The sequence below is a fragment of the Paenibacillus xylanexedens genome, from assembly GCF_007676705.1.
Classification (GTDB): domain Bacteria; phylum Bacillota; class Bacilli; order Paenibacillales; family Paenibacillaceae; genus Paenibacillus; species Paenibacillus xylanexedens_C.
The window spans coordinates 1-20188 of the sequence record NZ_VEBF01000015.1 but is presented as its reverse complement, the minus strand read 5'-3'; the positions used below and the strand labels follow the sequence as shown (position 1 = coordinate 20188).

At 44.6% G+C, this 20188-nt stretch carries 25 protein-coding genes; 16 read left to right on the top strand and 9 right to left on the bottom strand.

Going from position 1 to position 20188, the window contains the following annotated elements; all coding sequences use genetic code 11:
* Positions 1–41 precede the first annotated feature (41 nt).
* Together FS628_RS30045 and FS628_RS30040 are read left to right on the top strand one after the other, a co-directional pair.
* The gene (locus FS628_RS30045) at positions 42–569 is read left to right on the top strand and encodes a hypothetical protein (RefSeq protein WP_145326638.1); all 528 of its coding nucleotides are present in this window, start codon (positions 42–44) and stop codon (positions 567–569) included.
* Complete coding sequence (locus FS628_RS30040; protein WP_145326637.1) at positions 566–1072, top strand: GNAT family N-acetyltransferase; 507 nt, start codon at positions 566–568, stop codon at positions 1070–1072. Before FS628_RS30045 ends, FS628_RS30040 begins: the two co-directional genes overlap by 4 nt.
* A 105-nt stretch (positions 1073–1177) precedes the next feature.
* Here the strand turns inward: FS628_RS30040 and FS628_RS30035 are convergent, their stop codons facing one another.
* The 3 genes from FS628_RS30035 to FS628_RS30025 all read right to left on the bottom strand — a co-directional run bounded on the left by FS628_RS30035 (position 1178) and on the right by FS628_RS30025 (position 2870).
* A complete protein-coding gene (locus FS628_RS30035; RefSeq protein WP_222125305.1) occupies positions 1178–1417 on the bottom strand; it encodes a hypothetical protein in 240 nt (79 codons plus the stop codon).
* A 176-nt stretch (positions 1418–1593) separates the two neighbouring features.
* Positions 1594–2424 (bottom strand): DUF4261 domain-containing protein, encoded by an 831-nt coding sequence (locus FS628_RS30030; protein ID WP_222125304.1) that lies wholly within the window; start codon positions 2422–2424, stop codon positions 1594–1596.
* 89 nt (positions 2425–2513) lie between these two features.
* The gene (locus FS628_RS30025) at positions 2514–2870 is read right to left on the bottom strand and encodes a DUF1304 domain-containing protein (protein ID WP_222125303.1); all 357 of its coding nucleotides are present in this window, start codon (positions 2868–2870) and stop codon (positions 2514–2516) included.
* Positions 2871–3090: 220 nt separating this feature from the next.
* Here FS628_RS30025 and FS628_RS30020 point away from each other — a divergent pair, with 220 nt between their 5' ends.
* Positions 3091–3426, top strand: coding sequence for a hypothetical protein (locus FS628_RS30020; RefSeq protein WP_260871237.1), 336 nt, complete (start codon positions 3091–3093; stop codon positions 3424–3426).
* Positions 3353–3736: an MOSC domain-containing protein gene (locus FS628_RS30015; RefSeq protein WP_222125302.1), complete on the top strand. Its 384-nt coding sequence runs from the start codon at positions 3353–3355 to the stop codon at positions 3734–3736. Before FS628_RS30020 ends, FS628_RS30015 begins: the two co-directional genes overlap by 74 nt.
* Positions 3737–3752: 16 nt before the next feature.
* On the opposite strand, the gene FS628_RS30010 is transcribed toward FS628_RS30015, so the two are convergent.
* Entirely contained in the window at positions 3753–4592 is an 840-nt protein-coding gene (locus FS628_RS30010) for a helix-turn-helix transcriptional regulator (protein ID WP_145326633.1), read from the bottom strand.
* A gap of 28 nt (positions 4593–4620) precedes the next feature.
* A complete protein-coding gene (locus FS628_RS30005) occupies positions 4621–5358 on the bottom strand; it encodes a WecB/TagA/CpsF family glycosyltransferase (protein WP_145326632.1) in 738 nt (245 codons plus the stop codon).
* Positions 5359–5618: 260 nt separating this feature from the next.
* Here FS628_RS30005 and FS628_RS30000 point away from each other — a divergent pair, with 260 nt between their 5' ends.
* Together FS628_RS30000 and FS628_RS29995 are read left to right on the top strand one after the other, a co-directional pair.
* Positions 5619–6068 carry an SRPBCC family protein gene (locus FS628_RS30000; RefSeq protein WP_145326631.1) on the top strand — a complete coding sequence of 150 codons (450 nt, stop codon included), beginning with the start codon at positions 5619–5621 and terminating at the stop codon, positions 6066–6068.
* 179 nt (positions 6069–6247) lie between these two features.
* The gene (locus tag FS628_RS29995; RefSeq protein ID WP_145326630.1) at positions 6248–7777 is read left to right on the top strand and encodes a methyl-accepting chemotaxis protein; all 1530 of its coding nucleotides are present in this window, start codon (positions 6248–6250) and stop codon (positions 7775–7777) included.
* A 146-nt stretch (positions 7778–7923) separates the two neighbouring features.
* Here the strand turns inward: FS628_RS29995 and pyk are convergent, their stop codons facing one another.
* Entirely contained in the window at positions 7924–9339 is a 1416-nt protein-coding gene (gene pyk, locus FS628_RS29990; RefSeq protein ID WP_145326629.1) for a pyruvate kinase, read from the bottom strand.
* 112 nt (positions 9340–9451) lie between these two features.
* On the opposite strand from pyk, the gene FS628_RS29985 reads away from it, so the two are divergent.
* On the top strand, positions 9452–10231 hold the full coding sequence (locus tag FS628_RS29985; RefSeq protein WP_145326628.1) for a helix-turn-helix transcriptional regulator: 780 nt from the start codon (positions 9452–9454) through the stop codon (positions 10229–10231).
* Between the two features lie 140 nt (positions 10232–10371).
* Here FS628_RS29985 and FS628_RS29980 read toward each other — a convergent pair whose 3' ends face one another.
* Positions 10372–11043: a phosphatase PAP2 family protein gene (locus FS628_RS29980; protein WP_186328017.1), complete on the bottom strand. Its 672-nt coding sequence runs from the start codon at positions 11041–11043 to the stop codon at positions 10372–10374.
* A 306-nt stretch (positions 11044–11349) separates the two neighbouring features.
* Between FS628_RS29980 and FS628_RS29975 the strand changes: the two genes are divergently transcribed.
* From FS628_RS29975 to FS628_RS29960, 4 genes are all read left to right on the top strand, one after another.
* Positions 11350–12138 (top strand): CPBP family intramembrane glutamic endopeptidase, encoded by a 789-nt coding sequence (locus tag FS628_RS29975; RefSeq protein ID WP_145326626.1) that lies wholly within the window; start codon positions 11350–11352, stop codon positions 12136–12138.
* A 137-nt stretch (positions 12139–12275) separates the two neighbouring features.
* The gene (locus FS628_RS29970; protein WP_036607962.1) at positions 12276–12512 is read left to right on the top strand and encodes a DUF6953 family protein; all 237 of its coding nucleotides are present in this window, start codon (positions 12276–12278) and stop codon (positions 12510–12512) included.
* A 395-nt stretch (positions 12513–12907) separates the two neighbouring features.
* The gene (locus FS628_RS29965; protein WP_024633772.1) at positions 12908–13108 is read left to right on the top strand and encodes a cold-shock protein; all 201 of its coding nucleotides are present in this window, start codon (positions 12908–12910) and stop codon (positions 13106–13108) included.
* A 187-nt stretch (positions 13109–13295) separates the two neighbouring features.
* A complete protein-coding gene (locus tag FS628_RS29960) occupies positions 13296–13523 on the top strand; it encodes a cold-shock protein (protein ID WP_017691121.1) in 228 nt (75 codons plus the stop codon).
* Between the two features lie 245 nt (positions 13524–13768).
* Here FS628_RS29960 and FS628_RS29955 read toward each other — a convergent pair whose 3' ends face one another.
* On the bottom strand, positions 13769–14122 hold the full coding sequence (locus tag FS628_RS29955) for a hypothetical protein (protein WP_145326625.1): 354 nt from the start codon (positions 14120–14122) through the stop codon (positions 13769–13771).
* Positions 14123–14286: 164 nt separating this feature from the next.
* On the opposite strand from FS628_RS29955, the gene FS628_RS29950 reads away from it, so the two are divergent.
* Positions 14287–15021: a class I SAM-dependent methyltransferase gene (locus tag FS628_RS29950; protein WP_145326624.1), complete on the top strand. Its 735-nt coding sequence runs from the start codon at positions 14287–14289 to the stop codon at positions 15019–15021.
* Between the two features lie 56 nt (positions 15022–15077).
* Here the strand turns inward: FS628_RS29950 and FS628_RS29945 are convergent, their stop codons facing one another.
* A complete protein-coding gene (locus FS628_RS29945; protein ID WP_145326623.1) occupies positions 15078–15722 on the bottom strand; it encodes a GntR family transcriptional regulator in 645 nt (214 codons plus the stop codon).
* 322 nt (positions 15723–16044) lie between these two features.
* Here FS628_RS29945 and FS628_RS29940 point away from each other — a divergent pair, with 322 nt between their 5' ends.
* The 4 genes from FS628_RS29940 (at position 16045) to rocF (ending at position 19861) form a co-directional block, all read left to right on the top strand.
* Positions 16045–16866, top strand: coding sequence for a transporter substrate-binding domain-containing protein (locus FS628_RS29940; RefSeq protein WP_145326622.1), 822 nt, complete (start codon positions 16045–16047; stop codon positions 16864–16866).
* A 23-nt stretch (positions 16867–16889) separates the two neighbouring features.
* Positions 16890–17546, top strand: a complete 657-nt coding sequence (locus FS628_RS29935; protein WP_145326621.1) for an amino acid ABC transporter permease — start codon at positions 16890–16892, stop codon at positions 17544–17546.
* A 142-nt stretch (positions 17547–17688) separates the two neighbouring features.
* Positions 17689–18909 carry an ornithine--oxo-acid transaminase gene (locus tag FS628_RS29930; RefSeq protein ID WP_145326620.1) on the top strand — a complete coding sequence of 407 codons (1221 nt, stop codon included), beginning with the start codon at positions 17689–17691 and terminating at the stop codon, positions 18907–18909.
* Complete coding sequence (rocF, locus tag FS628_RS29925) at positions 18899–19861, top strand: arginase (RefSeq protein WP_145326619.1); 963 nt, start codon at positions 18899–18901, stop codon at positions 19859–19861. Before FS628_RS29930 ends, rocF begins: the two co-directional genes overlap by 11 nt.
* The last annotated feature ends 327 nt before the right edge of the window (positions 19862–20188 follow it).

Below are 20188 nucleotides of genomic sequence, written 5' to 3'. Positions count from 1 at the left end.
ACCAATTTATATGTTTTTGTGGATGTAGAGAGGGGATTGGGATGAGTAGACGAATCAAGATGATTATGGGTATCGTCACGATTATTGTTGTTGTAGCTATTGCAGTGCGTATGTATACCTCTGGTCAATATGCTATGTATATCCCCAGCCAATATACGACGTTTCGAGCAGAGGTTACAGATCATATGAGCATGCTGGATCGACTGGATCGACTGACGATTAGGAAAATTTCAAGTGCAGATCCGCATAATGAAGATGATGAAGTGACGATTACAGATCCCAAAGAGATTAGAGATATGCTGAAGCTGTTGAAGGATGTTGAACTTAAAAAAGTGAAGGATATCGATACTGCTCAAAGGAGTCCATATTACTATGAATGGCGACTTACCATTAATAAAGAAGGTCGCTTTACCGATGGATTCGGACTGACGTTTTATAATGAAAAGTCCATCTCAATCTACAGCGAGGCGAAAACGAGAGACCAACTTGAGGACTATGAGATTACCAATGAGTTTAATCTGAATGAGATGGAACGCCTATTTGAGAAGTTGAAGGAGGAGCAAACATGACCAAGACCGACTATCATGTACGTTCGATTGAGGAACAGGATATCCCCTTTCTGTGGGAGATGTTATACGCATCCCTGCATACACGAGAAGGTGATGAACCTCTCCAACTCGAAAGTATACATACGCCTGAGCTATCCAAATACGTTGAAGACTGGGGAAGAGAAGGGGATTTCGGGTATGTTGCGGTAGACCAGCATGGCAAGAGATTAGGTTCAATAACATTACGATTCTATACGGATCAGAATGCGGGATATGGTTATGTGAATGCAGCTACCCCAGAGATGGGGATGGCTGTGATTGAAGATGCACGTGGAATAGGCGTAGGCTCCTTACTGCTTCGGACTGCATTGGATGAAGCCAAACGACGGGGAATTGAAGCAATTTCGCTCAGTGTAGATCCGGATAACGAAGCGATTCGCTTATATAAGCGAATGGGATTTGTGGAGAAAGGCCTATGTGGTACATCGGTAACGATGGTACGTGTGTGCGCTTCAGAATCTTAAGCGATAAGCAAAAGAAAAAGGCGGTTCCTCATCGGAAACGCTCCTTTTTTCTGCTACGTGTAGCATCTACATATTCTCTTTACATTTGCGCAGCAATAATTCAATTTATTTCAACAAAAATGCCAAAGCCTCGTCATACGTTTCCCATTGGAATTCAGTCTGATGTGCTGATTCTTCGGAAATCCGATTTAATTGCATTTTGGCGATCGCACCGCCTACGGCTACACTGGCCCGTTTCATGCCCCACTCTATCAGTAATTTCTGATGCTCCACAATTTTTTCTTTTGTATCCTGGGGGAATGCCTTCTTTCTCATGTCCACGAGCACATCAAACGAATCTCCCAATGGCTCTGCTATTCTCTGAATTTCTTTATTCGTTTGTTCGACATGTTCAGGGGTGACGAGACTTTCCCAGACAATTTCAATAATTGGAAGGAGGAAGAATAGCCAAAAGCCGCCCAGAATAAAATCTAGACGACTTCCATAGCTACAACACGATAATGTAAGATAAATACGTAAGTTTAGAATCCAATCTTCAGACTGTTTCCTTCCGTCGCTACACCTTTGGAAAGGGATATGCTCAACTTTTGTTCTGCTGAGAAACCAAGTGTTTCCCCGTCATGCAATGTAACGTCGTTTTCAACGACATACGTTGTGGTCATGAACATCATCTCGAATACGTCACTTAAGGACTCAGACGATTGTATAATCTCCAGCTCTTCTTTTCCGAAGTTACGTAGTCCGTAAGTATAAGCTGAAGCGCCTACGGCATTTTGGAATAATCCGATGAAAATCCAGAGCGAGACGGGCAACTCATCATGCTTGATTCCGCGGCTGGTCTCAACATATTGGCTGGCTTCAACAACAAGCGGAGCCATATATATTGCGAGTGCGTGGTCCAACTGTAATAACGCACTCGCAGTCTGAGTGAACAGAACATGTCCCTCTATTGCATTTGTTGCGTTCAGAACGGATACGATAATCTGAGACTGGTGCCGTGAGGTGACTTGTTCTGCTTCTCGCCAAAGGATGTTTAGTTTGGCATTCTCCTCAACTTCACGGTCAGGTACAGGCGCGGCAATATGAGCACATACCACCTGCATTCCATTTACCTCAAAAAAGAGATTGCCCTCCTCCGGGCGTTCCTCAATCTCGATATCCCATTCGTTTTTCATGTTCCTGATGAAGAGATCAAAATCACAATCGTCGCGCTCCAACAGGACAAATCCCACGATGGTTTCACTGTAATTCGTCGATTCTACAGCCCCACCTGTGGGTACCTTTTCCTTTTTGTGCCGCCGTAGCTTGTCGAACAATCCCATGACACGTTCTCCTTCCCATCCCAGATTCATTCTGGTCAATGTACACTGCTATTCTCTATTCACTACCTTACCATAAAGGAGTTAAGATGAACCGCAGCAATGCACCAATCGACAGGGATTTACAGGAACAGAACCAGCAACAATGCAATGATCGCAGGTAATCCTTGTTTGATAATGATTGAACGTGAAGCAGTTGCTCCTCCATAGAGAGCCGCGATAATCACGCAAGCCAGGAAGAAAATCTGAATATGCTGTCCAACGGCAGCATCCGGATATACGAGTCCCCAGATCAGACCTGCGGCGAGAAATCCATTGTAAAGGCCTTGGTTGGCCGCGAGGGATTTGGTAGATTTGGCAAACTCGGGCGTGAGATTGAAGGTTTTCATTGTGCGTGGACGAGTCCACATGAACATCTCCATTACCATGATATAGATGTGTTCGACAGCTACAAGAGCTACAAAAATGATACTAATCAAAAGAAACACCTTGCTTTCTAATATGTAATTTATTTACTTGTCCGTCTTAGTATAAATCTTTACACCAAGAACGGGAAGAGCAAATTTAATTTTTAACAATTTAATTGTGTGTTATCAAGTTTCCCATTTTATATAAGCATACGCCGATTGTCGAAAAACCATTCATTGGGTAATAATGAACAATAAAGAAGCGATCCACTAAAAAAGAGAGGAGATCACTATGGGAACTGTGCAATTCGTTTTGTTAGCTGATGATCCATCCACATTTGTGACACGAGTCGTCCCTTTTATCGATATTGAGCTTGCGGGAATTCCGAATGATCGCCATTATGGTCTGCTTCGTCCGGCGGACTCACGCCAGAAAATCTACAAGCGGGGTACACTGATTGCGAATCGCAGGCAGATCAGTATCGTGTCAGAGGAGGAATGTGCTCTTATTGCTGAGAAAATGAACATTCCTGAAGTGCGTCCAGAGTGGCTTGGTGCCAGGTACACTGATTGCGAATCGCAGGCAGATCAGTATCGTGTCAGAGGAGGAATGTGCTCTTATTGCTGAGAAAATGAACATTCCTGAAGTGCGTCCAGAGTGGCTTGGTGCCAATATGCTGGTCCGTGGCATTGATCGATTAACTGAACTGCCTGCTGGAACTCGGCTTCTATTTCCGGACGGGACGGGGTTAATATGCGAAGGGGAGAACCTTCCCTGTGTGCATCCAGGAAAAATGATTGAGCAATTCTACGAACAAGACGGTTTGCGCAAAAAATTCGTGCCAGCTGCTCGCAAAAAACGTGGGATCGTCTGCTCGGTTGAACGGGAAGGGGCAATCCATACAGGAGATACCATCGAAGTCATTCGCCTGTCCTGAATGTTCAGGACAGGTTTTAATTCATTGGCCCTCGGCGCTCGCTATTCGGTTGTTTGGCGTGGATATACTCCTCCGGTGTACTGCCGATAATAGATTTGAAATCTCGGATGAAGTGGGATTGATCATGGTATCCGAGATCTTGAGACATCTTAACCAGATCACAGTGAAGACCCTGCTCCATCCATTCTGCAGCATTTTGCAGACGATACAACTTGATTACGGTTTTGGGTCCGATGCCCACATATTGATTGAACAGGCGCTGGAGCTTTCTTTTATGAATATTCCAATATGAAGATAGATCATCTACTCTCAACATCTCCCGGTTCTGTTCAATCTGTTGCACAATGCTGCTAACCAGCGTCGCTTGGGTATCCTCAACTGGAAGGTGTGCACATAATAGCTGATCGATGTAATTGATTTTATATGCATCATCCCCATCCCCAAGCAGCTGATCTTCCATGGCGCTCGCTGTGACATCAAGAATACTGGATACATTCATCGGTTGTCCGTACAGTGAAGAGACAGGTACCCGGAGGAAGGGATAGAACCCTCCTGGTTTGAACTTGACGCCAAAAACACAACCTTTCCCGCGCACAAAATAGGTGAATTTACGTCCCGATGGGCCGAAGAAAAACGTATTGTTCCGTTCCACAACCAGATTGACACAGGGGTTGGGCACGACATGTTGGGGATACGCTTCAATTCCAGTCAGATCCCATGATACGATCCAGTAGTGTTTAACAAAAGGGCGAAGCACTTCAGAAGGAGCATGGCGTGTCAGTTGATATTTATGTTCACCTTCATTCAGATTCAGCAGACCCATACTGGGTCTGGCACCTTGTTCCGCCTGTTTCATCCGGACAACCCCTCCTGCTCATCTCACATTATTTAGACTCTCTGAACAACAATGCACGTACAGCAAAACGGGGTAGAATGAGTTGCCTGCGCCATCTTGAAGGTTGACTGAGAAGGCGATAGAGCCATTCCAGGTTAAGCTTCTGCCACATCGCAGGAGCACGTTTGGTTTTGCCAGCCACGATATCCAAACTACCTCCTACACCTATGGCTACACGAGCGTTCAACTGGTGGCGATACTTACTAATCCAGTGTTCCGCATGGGGTGCACCCAGAGCTACGATAAGAAAGTCTGGTTGAGCAGTACGAAGCTCTTCCACAATCTGTTGGTCCTCATCTGCCTGGAAATAACCATGGTGTCTACCTTTTACGAGAACTCCGGGGTAACGCTGTGCAATGACCTTTACTGCCTGTTCACTGACGCTTTCCTCTGCTCCCAGCATGTAGAATGACCAGTGTTTCCGATCACCTTCCTCCAATAAACGAAATAGCAGATCACAACCGGTTACCCGTTCAGTTAACTGTCCGCCCCGAAAACGGGATACCATGACAATGCCAGCACCGTCTGCCGTAACCAACCCGGCTTGATCGACAACTTTGCGAAGGGAGGCATTCTTTTGGCAGGACATGACGATCTCGGGATTGCCTGTAATGACATGGAACAGTTCAGTGCTATCTTGATCTATGACTTCACCGAGGATCGCAACAGTCTGATCCATCGTTACATTGGGAAACGGGATACCCATGATATTCGTGGATTGGCTCATCTCTCCATTCCTTTCTAGTTTCATCTTATCATCGTGAGCAGTTACTGTTATTTCATTCCAGTTCAGTATATCTGATCTTCTGAGAAAGCACTATATGGGCACAACCCATTTGGATCATGATATAAACATTCCGGGAGAATTAAAGAGCTTATATTTTCACCTGATGTCGCGTTTTTACTATACGGCCTTTGGGGTATAACGATAGGATAGGAGTGCGAGGCTCGCAGATCGCGTATCCAATACATAAAGGGAGTGAGTGCATGGAACTGAAATATGAATTCTATATCAACGCAGGACTGGAAGACGTGTGGAATGCTCTAATATCACCAGACGGCACCCGGAATAGTTTTTTCGGCAGCGAACTTCGTACCAATTTCCAACCAGGTCAACCGTTTGCTTATGTAGGGCCGGGCAATGATGGTGCGGAGACTGTCCATGTGTATGGAGATATATTAGAATTCGAACCACTGTCCACACTCAGTTATCAGGAGCATCCCGGACCGTCGTACCATGCGAATCATGCCGAGCTTCAATCCAGAGTTGTCTTTCAGTTGGAGACTGTGGGTGAGTGTACGAAGCTGACGCTGATCAATGATCAATTTACAGAAAACCATCCTTCCTTTGCGAGTGCACAGAGCAGCTGGTGGATGATTCTGAGCAGCATCAAAACTTGGGTGGAGACTGGAAAAACGCTGAATTTTGGCTGGTAACTGACAAGAGGCAGTCATGAATGATTTATGTATATTAGAAAAATAAATGAACTACAACAAGAACCGGTGCTAATTTAGCGCTGGTTCTTGTTATTTATACAAAATCAAGACCTTAGCTCTACATTTAGTGTCTGATTATGTCGAAATATATATCATATGACCTAAGAGGAGAAATGAATATGTTTCTTAAACGTACTGAGTCTACCAAACAAATTCGTATAGATACCCATCAAAAATTACTGGAGTATAGTCGCAGACTGGTTGCAAACGCAGAAAAGGGCGATTATGGCGCATGGATCGAAGATGGCATTGAATTTCAGGAAACCGATGAAATCGCCAGTAATATCAAAAAAGCAGTACATATGATGAAAACACAGAATGAAGCCGTGGAAATGCGTCTGAGAATGCTGAACCAGGCCATGAATGTAGGATTATGGGAATCTGAAATCGTTGCAGGCGATCCGTTGGATAGCAATAATATCGTCGCATTTTCGAAAGAATTCCGCCAAATGTTAGGCTTCCATAATGCAAACGATTATCCCAATTCTTTTGCAAGCTGGGCCAAATCCATCTATCCGGAGGACAGACCTCAGTTAGTAGAGGAGATTAAGAAACATGTGAATGACCCCGGTGCAAAGACTGCCTATAACGTAATCAGCCGTATGATTACGAAGAGTGGTGAGATCCGCTGGTTCCGGTGCCTTGGACAAGTCGTTAGAAATCATGCGGGAGTTCCGGTTAAACTTCTGGGTATCATGTTTGACATTCATGAGGAGAAGAGCAAATCCGATGAGCTGGAAGCGCTCGTTACCCGATATGATCTTGTTAACCGCGCCTTGGTCGAGGCCCCGTGGGATATGACCGTTGTTGCTGGAGATGTGGTTAATCCGAATAATGAATTTTGGTGGTCACCTCAGTTCCGCCGAGAATTAGGATTTAAAGATGAGCAGGATTTCCCGAATGTGTTCAGCAGCTGGAGTAGCCGTCTTCATCCAGAAGACCATGACCGCACGATTAACGAGTTCGCCAGACATATGAATGATTATAGTGGCCGTACGCCGTACGATCTGGATTATCGTTTGCAACGCAAAGACGGAGAGTATCGGTGGTATCATGCCGGCGGGGAGACCATTCGGGATCATGATGGAGTACCACTCCGTGTAGCTGGAACTATTCGAGATGTTACGCATGAGAAGAACAAGGAACAGATCGTAGAAGCGATGAATATGAAAACCAAACAATTGTCGGAGTCCATTGGTGAGATGGTACGTGGAATCAATTCGATCACTGATCAGGCACAGGATTTGGTGACTGCACAGGAGTTATCTGCCGATGCAGCCATTCAAGTGAAAAGCAGTGCAGATGATACGAAGAATATTACGGTGTTTATTCGAGAGATTGCCAGTCAGACCAACCTGCTCGGATTGAATGCAGCAATTGAAGCTGCACGAGCGGAAGAGCTGGGACTGGGATTTGGCGTCGTTGCTGGTGAAGTGCGGAAGCTGGCTGATCATAGCTCGGAGGCCACAGTAAATATTGAAGAAAGCATGCAGAAGATGAAAACACTGATTGATCAGATTCTTGAGCATATCGGTAATATGTCCACGTTAACGCAAAATCAGGCTGCCCTTACACAGCAGGTGAATGCATCAATGGATGAGATCAATACCATGTCTCAGGATCTGGTTAATTATTCTCGGAATTTATAAGCTCAAAGCCGTTTGTTTTAACATCATGATGGTGGGCTTATAGCTATAGTATCAACAAAAAAACCACCGGGGCATTTTTGCTCTCGGTGGTTTTTTTGTGTTTTAATTTAAAGCTACATTTGATAGCTACATTTTCATCCGCTCAATTATACTTGTTGAACTTTAATCAGGTTCGTATTACCGGATTGGCCAATTGGAACACCAGCGGACAATACAATAATGTCACCTTTTTCGATGTAACCTGTTTTGATTGCGTTGCGTGTAGCAGACTCAAACATTTCATCCGTTGTGGTTACTTTGTCGCCCATAACCGGAATGACACCGGAGAGCAGGCAGATTTTCGCCAATACTTCTTCATGTTGTGTAACTGCGATGATTGGTGCTTTTGGACGATACTTGGAGATCATACGCGCTGTGAATCCACTCTCAGTCGAAGTGATGATTGCTTTTGCATTCAGTACGAGGGAAGAACTTACAGCACCCTGACTGATAACTTCAGTAATATCAGCGATCTGTTGAGCCGATTTTTGTGCGAATTGCTCTTTGTAATCGATCATCGTTTCAGCACGGCGAGCAACAGCAGCCATCGTGCGCACGGATTGTACCGGATATTTACCAGCAGCTGATTCACCGGACAACATCACAACGTCTGCACCTTGAAGTACAGCGTTCGCCACGTCACTAACTTCTGAACGAGTAGGGCGTGGGTTCACTTGCATGGACTCCAGCATGTGTGTAGCTACGATAACCGGTTTACCAGCGCGGTTACATTTATCGATCATTTCTTTTTGCATCATCGGCACGTCTTCGATCGGTACTTCAACCCCGAGATCTCCACGAGCTACCATGATACCGTCAGATGCTTCAATGATATCATCTAGGTTCGTCATACCTTCCTGGTTTTCGATTTTGGAGATGATCTGTACGTGTTCTACACCGCGTTCTTTCAGAATGCTGCGGATTTCACGGATGTCATCGCCTTTACGAACAAAGGATGCTGCGATAATTTCGATATCGTTTTCGATGCCGAATCCGATGTGCATAACGTCACGCTCAGTTACACCTGGCAGTGTCGTTTTGATTCCTGGCAAGTTAACCCCTTTGCGTGGTTTCAGAATGCCGCCACTGATAATTTTACAATGGATATCGGATCCTTCTACGGACAGTACAGTCAGATCCACAAGGCCATCATCGATGAGGATACGATCGCCAGGTTTTACTACGAGATTCAGTTCCGGATAGTTAACTGAGATACGCTCAGCATCACCGAGAATTTCTTCGGTAGTCAGGATCAGTTCTTTGCCAGCTTGCAGGTGGCAGGATGCTTCCTTCAGTTTACCGATACGTACTTCCGGTCCTTTGATGTCCATCATGATCGGTATATAGGTGTTCAGTTCGGAAGCTGCTTTACGGATATTGTTAATCCGTGTAACGTGATCTTCCAGTTCGCCATGAGCCATGTTCAGACGGGCAACGGTCATACCTTCCTGAATCATTACTTTCAACAATTCGATTGAGTCACAAGCAGGTCCCATGGTACAAATAATTTTTGTTTTTAACATGCTAATTTCCTCCTCATATTTAAGCTTATATGTGTATTGTAGCGTTTTCTGTCGAAACAGGGTATGAACTATAGTACAATGATTAGAGTATAGTCCAGTAATGAGGTGTGTTATGGTTACTCCACTTGAAGTACGACACATTAATGGTGTTGGTTGGTACGAAGAAGCTGTGCAAACTCAAGAGACTTGGCGGCTTAGCTTGGTTACATATGGGAAATGTGTATATTGGGTGAACGGTGATAAACAGATCATGGAAAAGGGTGAATTGCTACTCATTCCAGGTGGTGTCCCGTATTACGGCAAGAGTATTCCTACGGTTACGCACACACAGATTGTGATTCAACTGCAACGTGACCATACGGAAGGTTTACCTGCACTGGAGCGGTATGAAGCTTTGCGGCATAAACCTGGATGTTACGAACTGATTCATCAACGCATGAGCGCCATCCATCAGCAGTGGGAAGAGCGTCCATCTTATTATGTCATGATGAGCCAAGCCTTATTGATGGAAGTGTTGATTTATATGAACAGAGAGCTTGATCGGGGAGTCATCCCGCCGGAGAGACATAATCATGCTGAACGGATGAAGCGATACATTGAGCGGCATTATCGGGAGAGAGTGACGAAGGAAGAACTCGGGGATGAGATTGGTAAGACCCCCAATTATGCTGCTGCATTATTCAAAAGCATGACGAATCAGACCATCAGCCAGTATGTCCATGATCAACGAATGAAAAGAGCGATATATCTGCTCACCGAGTCACAACTCTCCATTCAGGAAATTGCCGAATTTCTCGGCTACCGGGACCTGTCTTACTTTTACCGCATATTCAAGCGAATAACCGGAAGTGCACCATCCGATCTGCTCCATGAACGTCCACCTATAGTATGAACACGTAATAACCTCAAACCCATCAAAGTTCTTCTATATAATAGGTTTAACCAAATCTGTATAAAGTAAAAGAGGGCCTAGGCCCTCTTTTTGTTGATATGGAAGGATAATCATCCCACCGTCACATATATTATAAGATATTACGTATTGCTGCTTGCATGGGGACTCTTCAGCGGTTGCTTATTTTTCTTACGTGTCTGCTCCAGTCGAACAGCAAAGAGATGCACAGCCCAATACGCCGCTTCGGCAAACAAGATCCCGCCAGCCACATCCAACAGGGAATGCTGTTTCACAAATACGGTCGAAGCAATAATTAACCACAGCCATACTGACCAGGATATTCGTGCGAACGGCTTGAAGTTCAAATCTCTGTTGATGATGATAAACAACAAGTAACTGGTGAGACAATGCACACTTGGGAAACAATTATAGGGTGCATCGTTTGTATAGATGAATTGTACAAAGAAGCTGCTTAGATCGGTCCCATTGACTTCTGGACGTGGTACATAGGTGGGAAATACGGCAAAACAGATATTCGCCGCCATAACCCCAACATTATAGGTAATCAACGTACGCCAGAATAGTGACTTGTTCGTCAGACCCAGATACAGAAATCCAAGATACAGAATGGGCATCCAGCTAATGTATGGATAGATAAATTCTTTGATAAAAGGAATCTGTGTATCAATCCAGGCATAATTGTAGAACACATCACTCCCGGTATTACTGCCTAGAAAAACGTAAATCGACCCTTGGAGCGGTATGCACAAAATAGCTAGTAAATGCCCCCAGCGCTGAAAGAATGCTTTCATAGTATCCCCCTGATTTTCATTATGCATTGTGAAACTATCATTTAATGGCACTTCATAGATATATGACGTTGGAGAGTTGCTATACCCCTGCAGCATTGAACTCTTGTAATACTATAATGGACAGATTCAGGTGTAAGCCATACCTGATTTTAGGGGAAAAGCATTTGGGATAAGTCTCTTTTTTGTTACTTTTATAGTTTTATCCATAATAGGGATATTCATTATACTGATCATGTGATACAACTGTATTGGCATATAAATTCATGTGACAACGAAAAAAGTAAATGAAGTGAGGGAGATTAATGTATGATCAATTCGCAATCTAAGTCAAAACGTTCTTTTTCCAAGCGCAAGCCCGTGCTCACCGTCGTGATTATTGAGCTGCTTCTCTTGTTGGCGGTATTTGCTGCAGGTGCCATTGCAACGATAAAGCAACTTGATTACACTTCCCCTGTGCTTATCTCCTTTACACCCATTGCCATTGTGCTAATTATCTATCTGACGTTAAAGCGCAAGTGGGGAGAGACTGGATTCCGTTCCTTGCGAAGTATCCCGGCGGGGCACGCAAAGTATTATATTCCACTACTCCTTGTACTGGGTACACTTGCCCTGAAAGGATTTGGGGAGCTAACCCTGTCCAAGGTGGCTTTTTTCGTCTTTTTCACCTTGCTCGTAGCTTTTGTAGAGGAAACGATCTATCGTGGACTTATTTTCAAAACATTGCTTCAAAAAAGTGCAGTGGCCGCAGTCGTGACCTCCAGCATCTTGTTTTCAATTACACATCTCCTGAACGCATTGTCTGGTCAGAATATGACGGATACGATCATGCAATTGATCTATGCGCTGCTCTTGGGAGCTGCCTTGGCGTTATTGATGCTGAAGAACGGAAATATCGTACCGCTTATATTGTTTCATTTCATACATAATCTGATTCAATTTCTTGGGAACGACCTGCAAGACAAAGGGACACTTCCCTACGATCTGTTTATACTGGCAGTACTGATTGTATACTGTGCTTGGTTGGTGTGGAGCCATCGAACGAATCCATCTGTTCCTTCCAAAGGAAACAAGCAGCGCAATACGGTTGTTCATTAACGATCCCACCTGGAAGTTATCAACGGTTTCCCGTCAGTGGTTGGAACATGGTATACTTCAGTCTGGCGGGAAGACAGGTATGTTCATGATAAGAAGTCTGCCTATCCGCACATTAGGTACAGACAGTAGGTGATATTGTGGAAAAGACAGCACAAGGCGTAGCAGAATGGATGGTTCAGGAGATTAAATTCACAGGAACACTTCATCAGGAAGCTGCCATAGAATATGTGAAGACCCATTTTGGGGAAGAGTTTGTTTTTGTGAACGAGAACGGTAATACGTCATTGTCCAAGGAAGTGAAGAAGGCTTTCCGGAAGCTTCATCGTGGGCAGATCGCCTGGGATCGGGATGCATTTATGTGGGCATGGACATAGTGTGTTAAACTGTAGTAAGATTGTTCTTTGGTTGTGGTGGATATGCATGTCAAAATATTATATAAAAAATGTATAAGCTGGATTAGATCTGCATATCCTTTCATAAGACCGTACACGAGCGACTGGGCACATAAGTGTGATAAACCCTGTCCCCGTGCCAGTTAATAACATGTATTTCCAAAGCTGTTTGAAAAGAAAATACAAAGATTTGCTTTTTGGCTGAAATGGAGTTATAATAAAAACAAGTTGTAGAGAGTGGAAAACCTAATTCATATATTGTAAAGGGCGATCACTTATAGGTTTATGACTGGTACCTTTTTCAATGTGTGAATTTTTATTTGCTTGCTGCAAAGAACAAAGGAACATGTTAATCTTTATTTGGAGGTGTAATTCACATGCAAAACGGAACAGTAAAATGGTTCAACGCTGATAAAGGCTTCGGTTTCATCGAAGTTGAAGGCGGAGAAGATGTATTCGTACACTTCAGCGCTATTACAGGCGAAGGCTTCAAAACGCTGGACGAAGGTCAACGCGTGCAATTTAAAATTGTACAAGGAAACCGTGGTCCTCAAGCAGAAGAAGTTGTAAAACTGTAATTAAAGCATAGCTGCCTTTAACATGTTATAATGGTAAAGGCAGCTTCTTTTTTTTGATCAGTTATACAAAAGTTGGCCCAATAGTTGTCGAGGCAGAAGTTCGTGGAACGTAAAACTTCCGCTAAGTGTTGGCTTCTGTGAAATAACGTCGGTTAGATGTTTTTCCATAACAAAGGGGGTAGAAGTCATGTATAATCGCAAAAAACCGTTGGAAGAGATTCCACAAGCTGATGCGGCAATCTGGGAATGTACGAGTGATACGTGCAAAGGATGGATGCGGGACAATTTTGCGTTTGATAACGTACCTACTTGTCCGATATGTGCTTCTGAGATGGTTAGCACGACCAGGATGCTACCATTGCTTGAGAATTCGAATAGTAATCTGAAAACGATGCCTAAAGGAAATCGGATTTAACATAGCTTACCCGCCTCTAACGAGGTGTTTTTTTTTAAGATTAAACAGACACCCTGTGCGAAGGTAAGGGTATTAAATATGAAGTTCCCGGCATTCGTTTTGGCGAATGCCTTTTTTTGTATCATTTCTAACTGAAATTTCATTGTAATTGACGTGTATAGTACGAACAAGACAAAGAACCTTTTTGCATATAGCGAAAAGGTTCTTTGTTATGTCTATAATTTTAAGTCACTTTCAGATTGGGATTAGATGAAAAGGAATGGAAGCAACAGTAGTGTGGTCACAAGAGCGAGATCATACCCTGCACCGTACCCATAACCACCATAACCATATCCTCCGTATCCACCATAACCACCGTAAGCTGAAGATTTTGCTTTCTTAGCTGATACTGCGTTTTTCTTGCTGTTTCTACGAAGTTGTTGCTTGGATTTCACTGAAGACAGGCGCGGCCCCTCGAAGCATCCATTCAAATATACCTTTCCATCTCGGCAACCTCCAAGTGTGCCGTACATATGCTTACCATCTTTCATGATAAGACAAACGGAACGTCCCACGTGCGGAGACACCGTCTCTTCACATACCGGATGAATTCTATGCATGCATATCCCCCTCATTGTTGCGGTTTGCCGCTAAAATCAACGGTTTGTATATCATAGTAAATAGAAGAGGAATTGGTATGGACGAGTACCCGGGAAATCGAATAGGGAGGAGCCGTTTTTGAGTCTGATCCATACACTGGAAGGAATGAGGGAGGGAATGTTGCATGGAATATCATGACATGCTGGCTCGGTTGGGAGAGGGGAGTGCCCATCCCGGAGGATTTTTGGCAACGATGAAGTTGCTGGATAGCTTATCACTGCCTGTGGGTAGTCATGTCCTTGAGGTAGGGTGTGGTACTGGGAGGACCGCGTGTTACCTGGCTAAACGTGGGTATCGGGTAACGGCGATTGATCTTCATCGCAATATGCTGGATAAGGCAGTTCGGCGAGCGAGAAGAGAACGGGTGGATGTCCGATTTGTTCAGGCCGATGTAGCAGCGCTACCTTTTCCGGATAATCATTTTGATGTGGTATTTGTGGAGTCGGTTACGATATTCACCTCATGGCGGAGTGCACTTGCCGAATATAGAAGAGTTTTGAAGCCGGCTGGACTTTTGGTGGATCGGGAGATGGTTCTATCCGGACGGAAGACTGAATTGATGAGCCGCAGGCTGAAACAATTTTACGGCATACGAACCCTGGCAACGATAACCGCGTGGAGAAAGCGCCTCAAACAGTGTGGTTTCACTAAGTTTGAAGTTAAAGAGCATTCGCGATCCATGGGAAAATGGGGTGTGGATCATGATCCGCATCGCGAGATGGATATGAATTGGTTTGAGGATGAACGTATGCAGCGTATGAGTCGCACCAATGATCGTTTACTCGCTAAATACGGCAAAAAATTAGGATATGCTGTTTTTGCGGCCAGGGCACCATTGGAGCTCAAAAAGGAAAAATAGGAAAAAGGCAACTCACATTATCGTGAGTTGCCTTTGGTTTGTTGAGATATCTCGCATTAGAGCATATCGTTATCGATAATACGCCAATGGTGCTTAAGCAGGGATTCCAGTTGTGGCTTATCCTTGGCTCTAAATGCATTTAAAATTTGACGGTGCTCTTCATTGACCTCAAGTAATACCTCAGATAGCTTTGGCTTATTATCACTAACGTATGACTGCCGGATGAAGCTGTTTTTCAACGTGTTTAACATCTCAATTACTGTGGCGTTACCACATCGCTGGATGTACAGGTTATGGAACTGGTATTGGTTCTTGTTATAAGCAGCAAGATCAAGTTGGCTAATATCCTCGTCCATTCGGAAAATCAGAGTTTCCATCTCCATCAGTTCGGACGGTTTAAGGTGATCTGCTGCGAGTGTGGCAGCAAGTGCCTCCAGTACACCGATTGCCTGGGAGAACTCCAGTTTTTTGCCTGCATCAAAAGGAGTGACAATAAATCCCCTGCGTGGGATGTATTGTAGCAGATTGTCCGAGGCCAGCTGGAAAAGCGCCTCCCGGGTAGGTGTGCGACTGATGTCCAGCTTTTTGCATATCTCGGCCTCGTTGATCTTCTGATTGGGAAGTAGCGTCCCATCCTGAATCTTTTGGGCAATGTAATCGTATACGTGATCTTTCAAGGACCGGTATTTGGGTACCTCCATACCGAATCCTCCTTTCTATGTATAGTGATGATTGGATGGGTGTGGGGCCGTACTGTGCGCGCCGTTCAGGAGTTTCAAGTTTTTATCATCTTAACACCGAGGGGGAAGTTGGGCAAGCAAACTTCATGTTTCAACCGATGTAAGTGGTATGTTATATATAGCACATTTTATGGAATTTGAGCGTATAAATGTGTAAATAATCATTGTGATAAACCAGATTGTTTGTTAGTATAACTTACATATAAGTCCATATATTGTCTTATGTATATTGTATACAAATTTATGATGCTACTCATTCAAAAAAAGAATAGGGGTATGATGTGTGAAAAAAGTGTTGTTGCCAATGATGCTGTTGTTAGTGGTTGTGATCATGTCCGCTTGCGGGCAGGAAAAAACGACAGAAACCGTATCGGAATCTGCTTCATCCTCTGGAAATAGCTCGACGGAAAAGGAAGTCATCGTGCTTGGAACCAGTGCGGACTATGCACCCTATGAATTTCATAAGAAAATCGATGGTAAGGATACCATCGTAGGTTTTGACATCGAGATTGCCAAAGCGATTGCGGCTGATATGGGAGTTGAGTTGAAGATTGAGGACATGGACTTTGACGGCCTTCTTATGGCCCTTGGTACGGATAAAGTCGATTTTGTAATATCGGGCTTAACCCCTACCGAGGAACGCAAGAAGAACGTTGATTTTACAGATATCTACTATTATGCAGAACAGGCTGTACTCGTTAGAGAAGGTGAAGATGCGGCATTGAAGTCCATGGATGATCTTTCGGGCAAGCAGGTTGGCGTACAGAAGAGTTCCATTCAGGAAGGGATCGCTCAGGGTATCGAGGGAGCAAAGCTCACTTCTCTCGGCAAAATACCTGAACTGATTCTGGAATTGCAGACGGGGCGCGTAGACGCACTTATTCTAGAGAAGCCAGTGGCTGAGCAGTATGTGAGCAACCAAAAGGGGCTTGTTGTTGCGGGTGTAGAGATTGAACAGGCTGAAGATGAGGGGGGTTCGGCCATCGCGGTGAAGAAAGGTAATCAGGAGCTGCTGGATCAGATTAACACTACATTGGAAAAGCTCAAATCGAATGGAGATATTGAACGTTTCGTCGTTGAGGCAAATGAGATGCTCGGTGAATAAAACGGACGAGTGAGGGATATGCCGTGAATTTAGATTTTTCCTTTCTATCAGAGCACTGGCAGGATTATGCACGAAGTGCGTGGGTTACGCTTGAGCTTTCCTTCTTCGGTGTATTGTTTGGTACGTTGCTTGGTGTGATCATGGCACTAATGCGCATATCCCGAGTATGGCCAATTAAATTTGTGGCATCGGCGTATATTGAACTCATTCGAGGGACGCCGATGCTGGTACAGATTCTTATTATTCATTATGGTCTGACGGTTATAGGTGTGAACTTACCGGCATTTATGTCGGGGGTGGTGGCTCTAACTATGAATAGCTCAGCTTATATGGCGGAGGTGTTCAGGGCCGGGATTCAAGCGATTGATAAAGGACAGACGGAAGCTTCGCGCTCCCTTGGCATGACGCATGGTATGACACTTCGCTACATTATACTGCCACAGGCTTTTCGTAACATGCTCCCAGCGATTGGCAATGAATTCATTATTATCATTAAAGATTCTTCGCTAGTTTCCATGATCGGTATAGCCGAGATTATATACACGGCCAGAACAGTTCAGGGGGTTACGTTCCAGCCACTTGCTCCGCTACTTGTTGCCGCCGGACTCTACTTTATAATCACATTTACACTGGCCAACTTGCTCTCCTGGTTAGAACGTAAACTGTCTACTTCTCGATAACTATGGATGAAGGATTCGATTCGAAGAAGAGCTGGGAGTAGGCTGCTGTGGAAATAGTGGGATGTAGTCGTAAATCGCGGTGTTATCGCATACATTGATATTGTATTTTGTATACAATATTTTGGAAAGGTGTTGGGCGTGTATGTCAGATTCCAAAATGTTAATTGATTGGTCGGAGCGTTATGCTGCACCTAATTATCATCCACTCCCTATTGTTATTGAACAGGCGGAAGGAGTATGGGTAGAAGACCCTGAAGGCCGCCGTTATATGGATATGTTAAGTGCTTACTCTGCATTGAATCATGGTCACAGACATCCTGTGATCATACAGGCGCTCAAGGACCAGGCAGATCAGGTTACGCTGACATCACGGGCATTCCATAGTACTTCAGCTTCTTTTTTCTATCAGAAACTCTCACAATTCACGGGAAAATCAAAGATTCTTGCCATGAATACAGGAGCTGAAGCAGTGGAGACTGCGGTAAAGGCGGTGCGCAGGTGGGCTTATCGTTGCAAAGGTGTACCGGAGAACCAAGCCGAAATTATCGTATGCTCTGGTAACTTTCACGGAAGAACTCTGACGGTCACGTCTTTCTCTTCTTCGGCGGAGTATAAAAAAGATTTTGGACCGTTCACACCTGGATTCCGAATTATTCCCTATGGAGACATTGAAGCACTGAAGCAAGCCATTACACCGAATACAGCTGGCTTTCTTGTTGAGCCCATTCAGGGTGAGGCCGGAATTGTTATCCCGCCCGATGGATATCTGGCTGAAGCTTTTGCATTGTGCAAACAACAGCAGGTGCTGACTGTATCTGATGAGATCCAGACCGGTTTTGGAAGAACAGGTCGCCGTTTTGCCTCCGACTGGGAAGGTGTTGAACCAGATATCTGGATTATGGGCAAAGCGCTGGGGGGAGGAGTCATGCCTATCTCGGCTATCGCTGCTAATGCGGAGATAATGGATTTGTTTGAACCTGGGTCTCATGGTTCTACTTTTGGCGGGAATCCACTCGCCTGCGCCGTGGCTGCAGCAGCTCTGAAAGTCCTTGAAGATGAGAAGCTCGCCGAGCAATCAGAGCATCTGGGCAACTATTTTATGAAAAGACTTCGTGATATTCGCAGTTCGGCTATAAAGGATATTCGGGGGAGAGGTTTATTTATTGGGGTTGAGTTGTATGGATCAGCACGTCCTTATTGCGAACGTTTGATGTCTGCTGGACTGCTGTGCAAAGAAACCCATCAGACAACCATTCGGTTTGCTCCACCACTAACGATTAAAGAGTCCGAGATTGACTGGGCATTGGAGAGAATTGAGCTGGTTTTGACAACCAATGAAGGAGCTGACCTACATGAAAAATGATGATGTCCTTGATGGCATACAAGTTAATTCTACTATTACAAGTCATACTTCTGTACGGCGTAATGTTGCCATCATTAAGGTTCCTTTCGGACTCGGTGGAGCGAGAAGTGGTGCAGAGTTGGGACCGGATGAATTAATTACAGCTGGACTGAAGCGGGAGATTGCGAGCCTGGGGCTAGTGCTTTCCAAAGAAGTGCGGGTAGAGTGTCCATCTGAACCGTCTGTCCCTGCTGAGCGGAATCGGGTGAAATATTTAAACGAAGTACGGCAGGTCAGTGAGAATGTGTTTAATGAAGTATCTGTTGCGGTAGAGGAGGGGGCCTTTCCACTAGTGCTTGGAGGAGATCATAGTGTAGCGATAGGTACTTTCGCCGGATTAACTGCGCATTATTCTAATCTGGGGGTGATCTGGTTTGATGCGCACGCAGACTTGAATACGGAAGAACGAAGCTTGTCCGGCAACATGCATGGGATGAGTGTGGCTGCTTCTTTGGGTCATACTGCATATAATCTGTCTCACATTGCTGGAGCAGGCGCATTTATAGATCCATCCAACTTGGTTTATATTGGTTTGCGTGATCTGGATGAGTATGAGAAGGAACAGATTAAGGGACTGGGCATCCAAGCATTTACGATGCATGATATTGACAGGATGGGTATACAGCAAGTTATTGAGCAAGCAATAGCTATAGCTGGTGAAGGAACGGATGGTATCCACGTCAGCTTTGACATGGACTGTCTGGATCCGCGTGAAGCTCCGGGGGTGGGCACACCTGTACCGGGTGGTTTGAATTACCGGGAGGCACATTACGCATTAGAGCTACTTGCTTCCACGAATCAAGTTACGTCCATGGAACTGGTTGAGGTGAACCCATTGCTTGATCACAATAGACATACGGCGAGACTTGGGGTAGAACTGATCGCTTCACTACTTGGTAAGCGGATTTTGTAAGCACTGAGAAGAGAAGCTGGTTGTGCGTGTAGTGCTTAACGGATGATAGTCTTCTTTATATAGAAGAAAGAGAAAAAAGAAGAGATTTGCGAAAACCAGGGCTAGTCACAATGAATGTCCTCTGAAATCGTAGTGAATGTGGCTTCCCTGGTTAAGTTTATTGGATAAGTATAATAAATGCTTTGTAATAAGGATGCTGAGGTTATTTATAGTACAGGGGTGACAGATTACATATTGGCCGGATGAAGCAGGTTATTTTCATTATCAAAAAAAGACTTGCAATGTAAATCTGTACATGGTATATTCTAAGTCCGGCCAAGAAAACAC

Excerpts from the sequence above, each read along its gene's own strand:
- FS628_RS30045 (WP_145326638.1), top strand. The coding sequence starts at position 42 with ATGAGTAGACGAATCAAGATGATTATGGGTATCGTCACGATTATTGTT.
- pyk (WP_145326629.1), bottom strand. The coding sequence starts at position 9,339 with ATGTTAAAAACAAAAATTATTTGTACCATGGGACCTGCTTGTGACTCA.
- rocF (WP_145326619.1), top strand. The coding sequence starts at position 18,899 with ATGAAAAATGATGATGTCCTTGATGGCATACAAGTTAATTCTACTATT.
- FS628_RS29965 (WP_024633772.1), top strand. The coding sequence starts at position 12,908 with ATGCAAAACGGAACAGTAAAATGGTTCAACGCTGATAAAGGCTTCGGT.
- FS628_RS30040 (WP_145326637.1), top strand. The coding sequence starts at position 566 with ATGACCAAGACCGACTATCATGTACGTTCGATTGAGGAACAGGATATC.
- FS628_RS30005 (WP_145326632.1), bottom strand. The coding sequence starts at position 5,358 with ATGAGCCAATCCACGAATATCATGGGTATCCCGTTTCCCAATGTAACG.
- FS628_RS29930 (WP_145326620.1), top strand. The coding sequence starts at position 17,689 with ATGTCAGATTCCAAAATGTTAATTGATTGGTCGGAGCGTTATGCTGCA.
- FS628_RS29945 (WP_145326623.1), bottom strand. The coding sequence starts at position 15,722 with ATGGAGGTACCCAAATACCGGTCCTTGAAAGATCACGTATACGATTAC.
- FS628_RS29955 (WP_145326625.1), bottom strand. The coding sequence starts at position 14,122 with ATGCATAGAATTCATCCGGTATGTGAAGAGACGGTGTCTCCGCACGTG.
- FS628_RS30030 (WP_222125304.1), bottom strand. The coding sequence starts at position 2,424 with ATGAATCTGGGATGGGAAGGAGAACGTGTCATGGGATTGTTCGACAAG.
- FS628_RS30000 (WP_145326631.1), top strand. The coding sequence starts at position 5,619 with ATGGAACTGAAATATGAATTCTATATCAACGCAGGACTGGAAGACGTG.
- FS628_RS29980 (WP_186328017.1), bottom strand. The coding sequence starts at position 11,043 with ATGAAAGCATTCTTTCAGCGCTGGGGGCATTTACTAGCTATTTTGTGC.
- FS628_RS30020 (WP_260871237.1), top strand. The coding sequence starts at position 3,091 with ATGGGAACTGTGCAATTCGTTTTGTTAGCTGATGATCCATCCACATTT.
- FS628_RS29975 (WP_145326626.1), top strand. The coding sequence starts at position 11,350 with ATGATCAATTCGCAATCTAAGTCAAAACGTTCTTTTTCCAAGCGCAAG.
- FS628_RS29985 (WP_145326628.1), top strand. The coding sequence starts at position 9,452 with ATGGTTACTCCACTTGAAGTACGACACATTAATGGTGTTGGTTGGTAC.
- FS628_RS29995 (WP_145326630.1), top strand. The coding sequence starts at position 6,248 with ATGTTTCTTAAACGTACTGAGTCTACCAAACAAATTCGTATAGATACC.
- FS628_RS29960 (WP_017691121.1), top strand. The coding sequence starts at position 13,296 with ATGTATAATCGCAAAAAACCGTTGGAAGAGATTCCACAAGCTGATGCG.
- FS628_RS30010 (WP_145326633.1), bottom strand. The coding sequence starts at position 4,592 with ATGAAACAGGCGGAACAAGGTGCCAGACCCAGTATGGGTCTGCTGAAT.
- FS628_RS29950 (WP_145326624.1), top strand. The coding sequence starts at position 14,287 with ATGGAATATCATGACATGCTGGCTCGGTTGGGAGAGGGGAGTGCCCAT.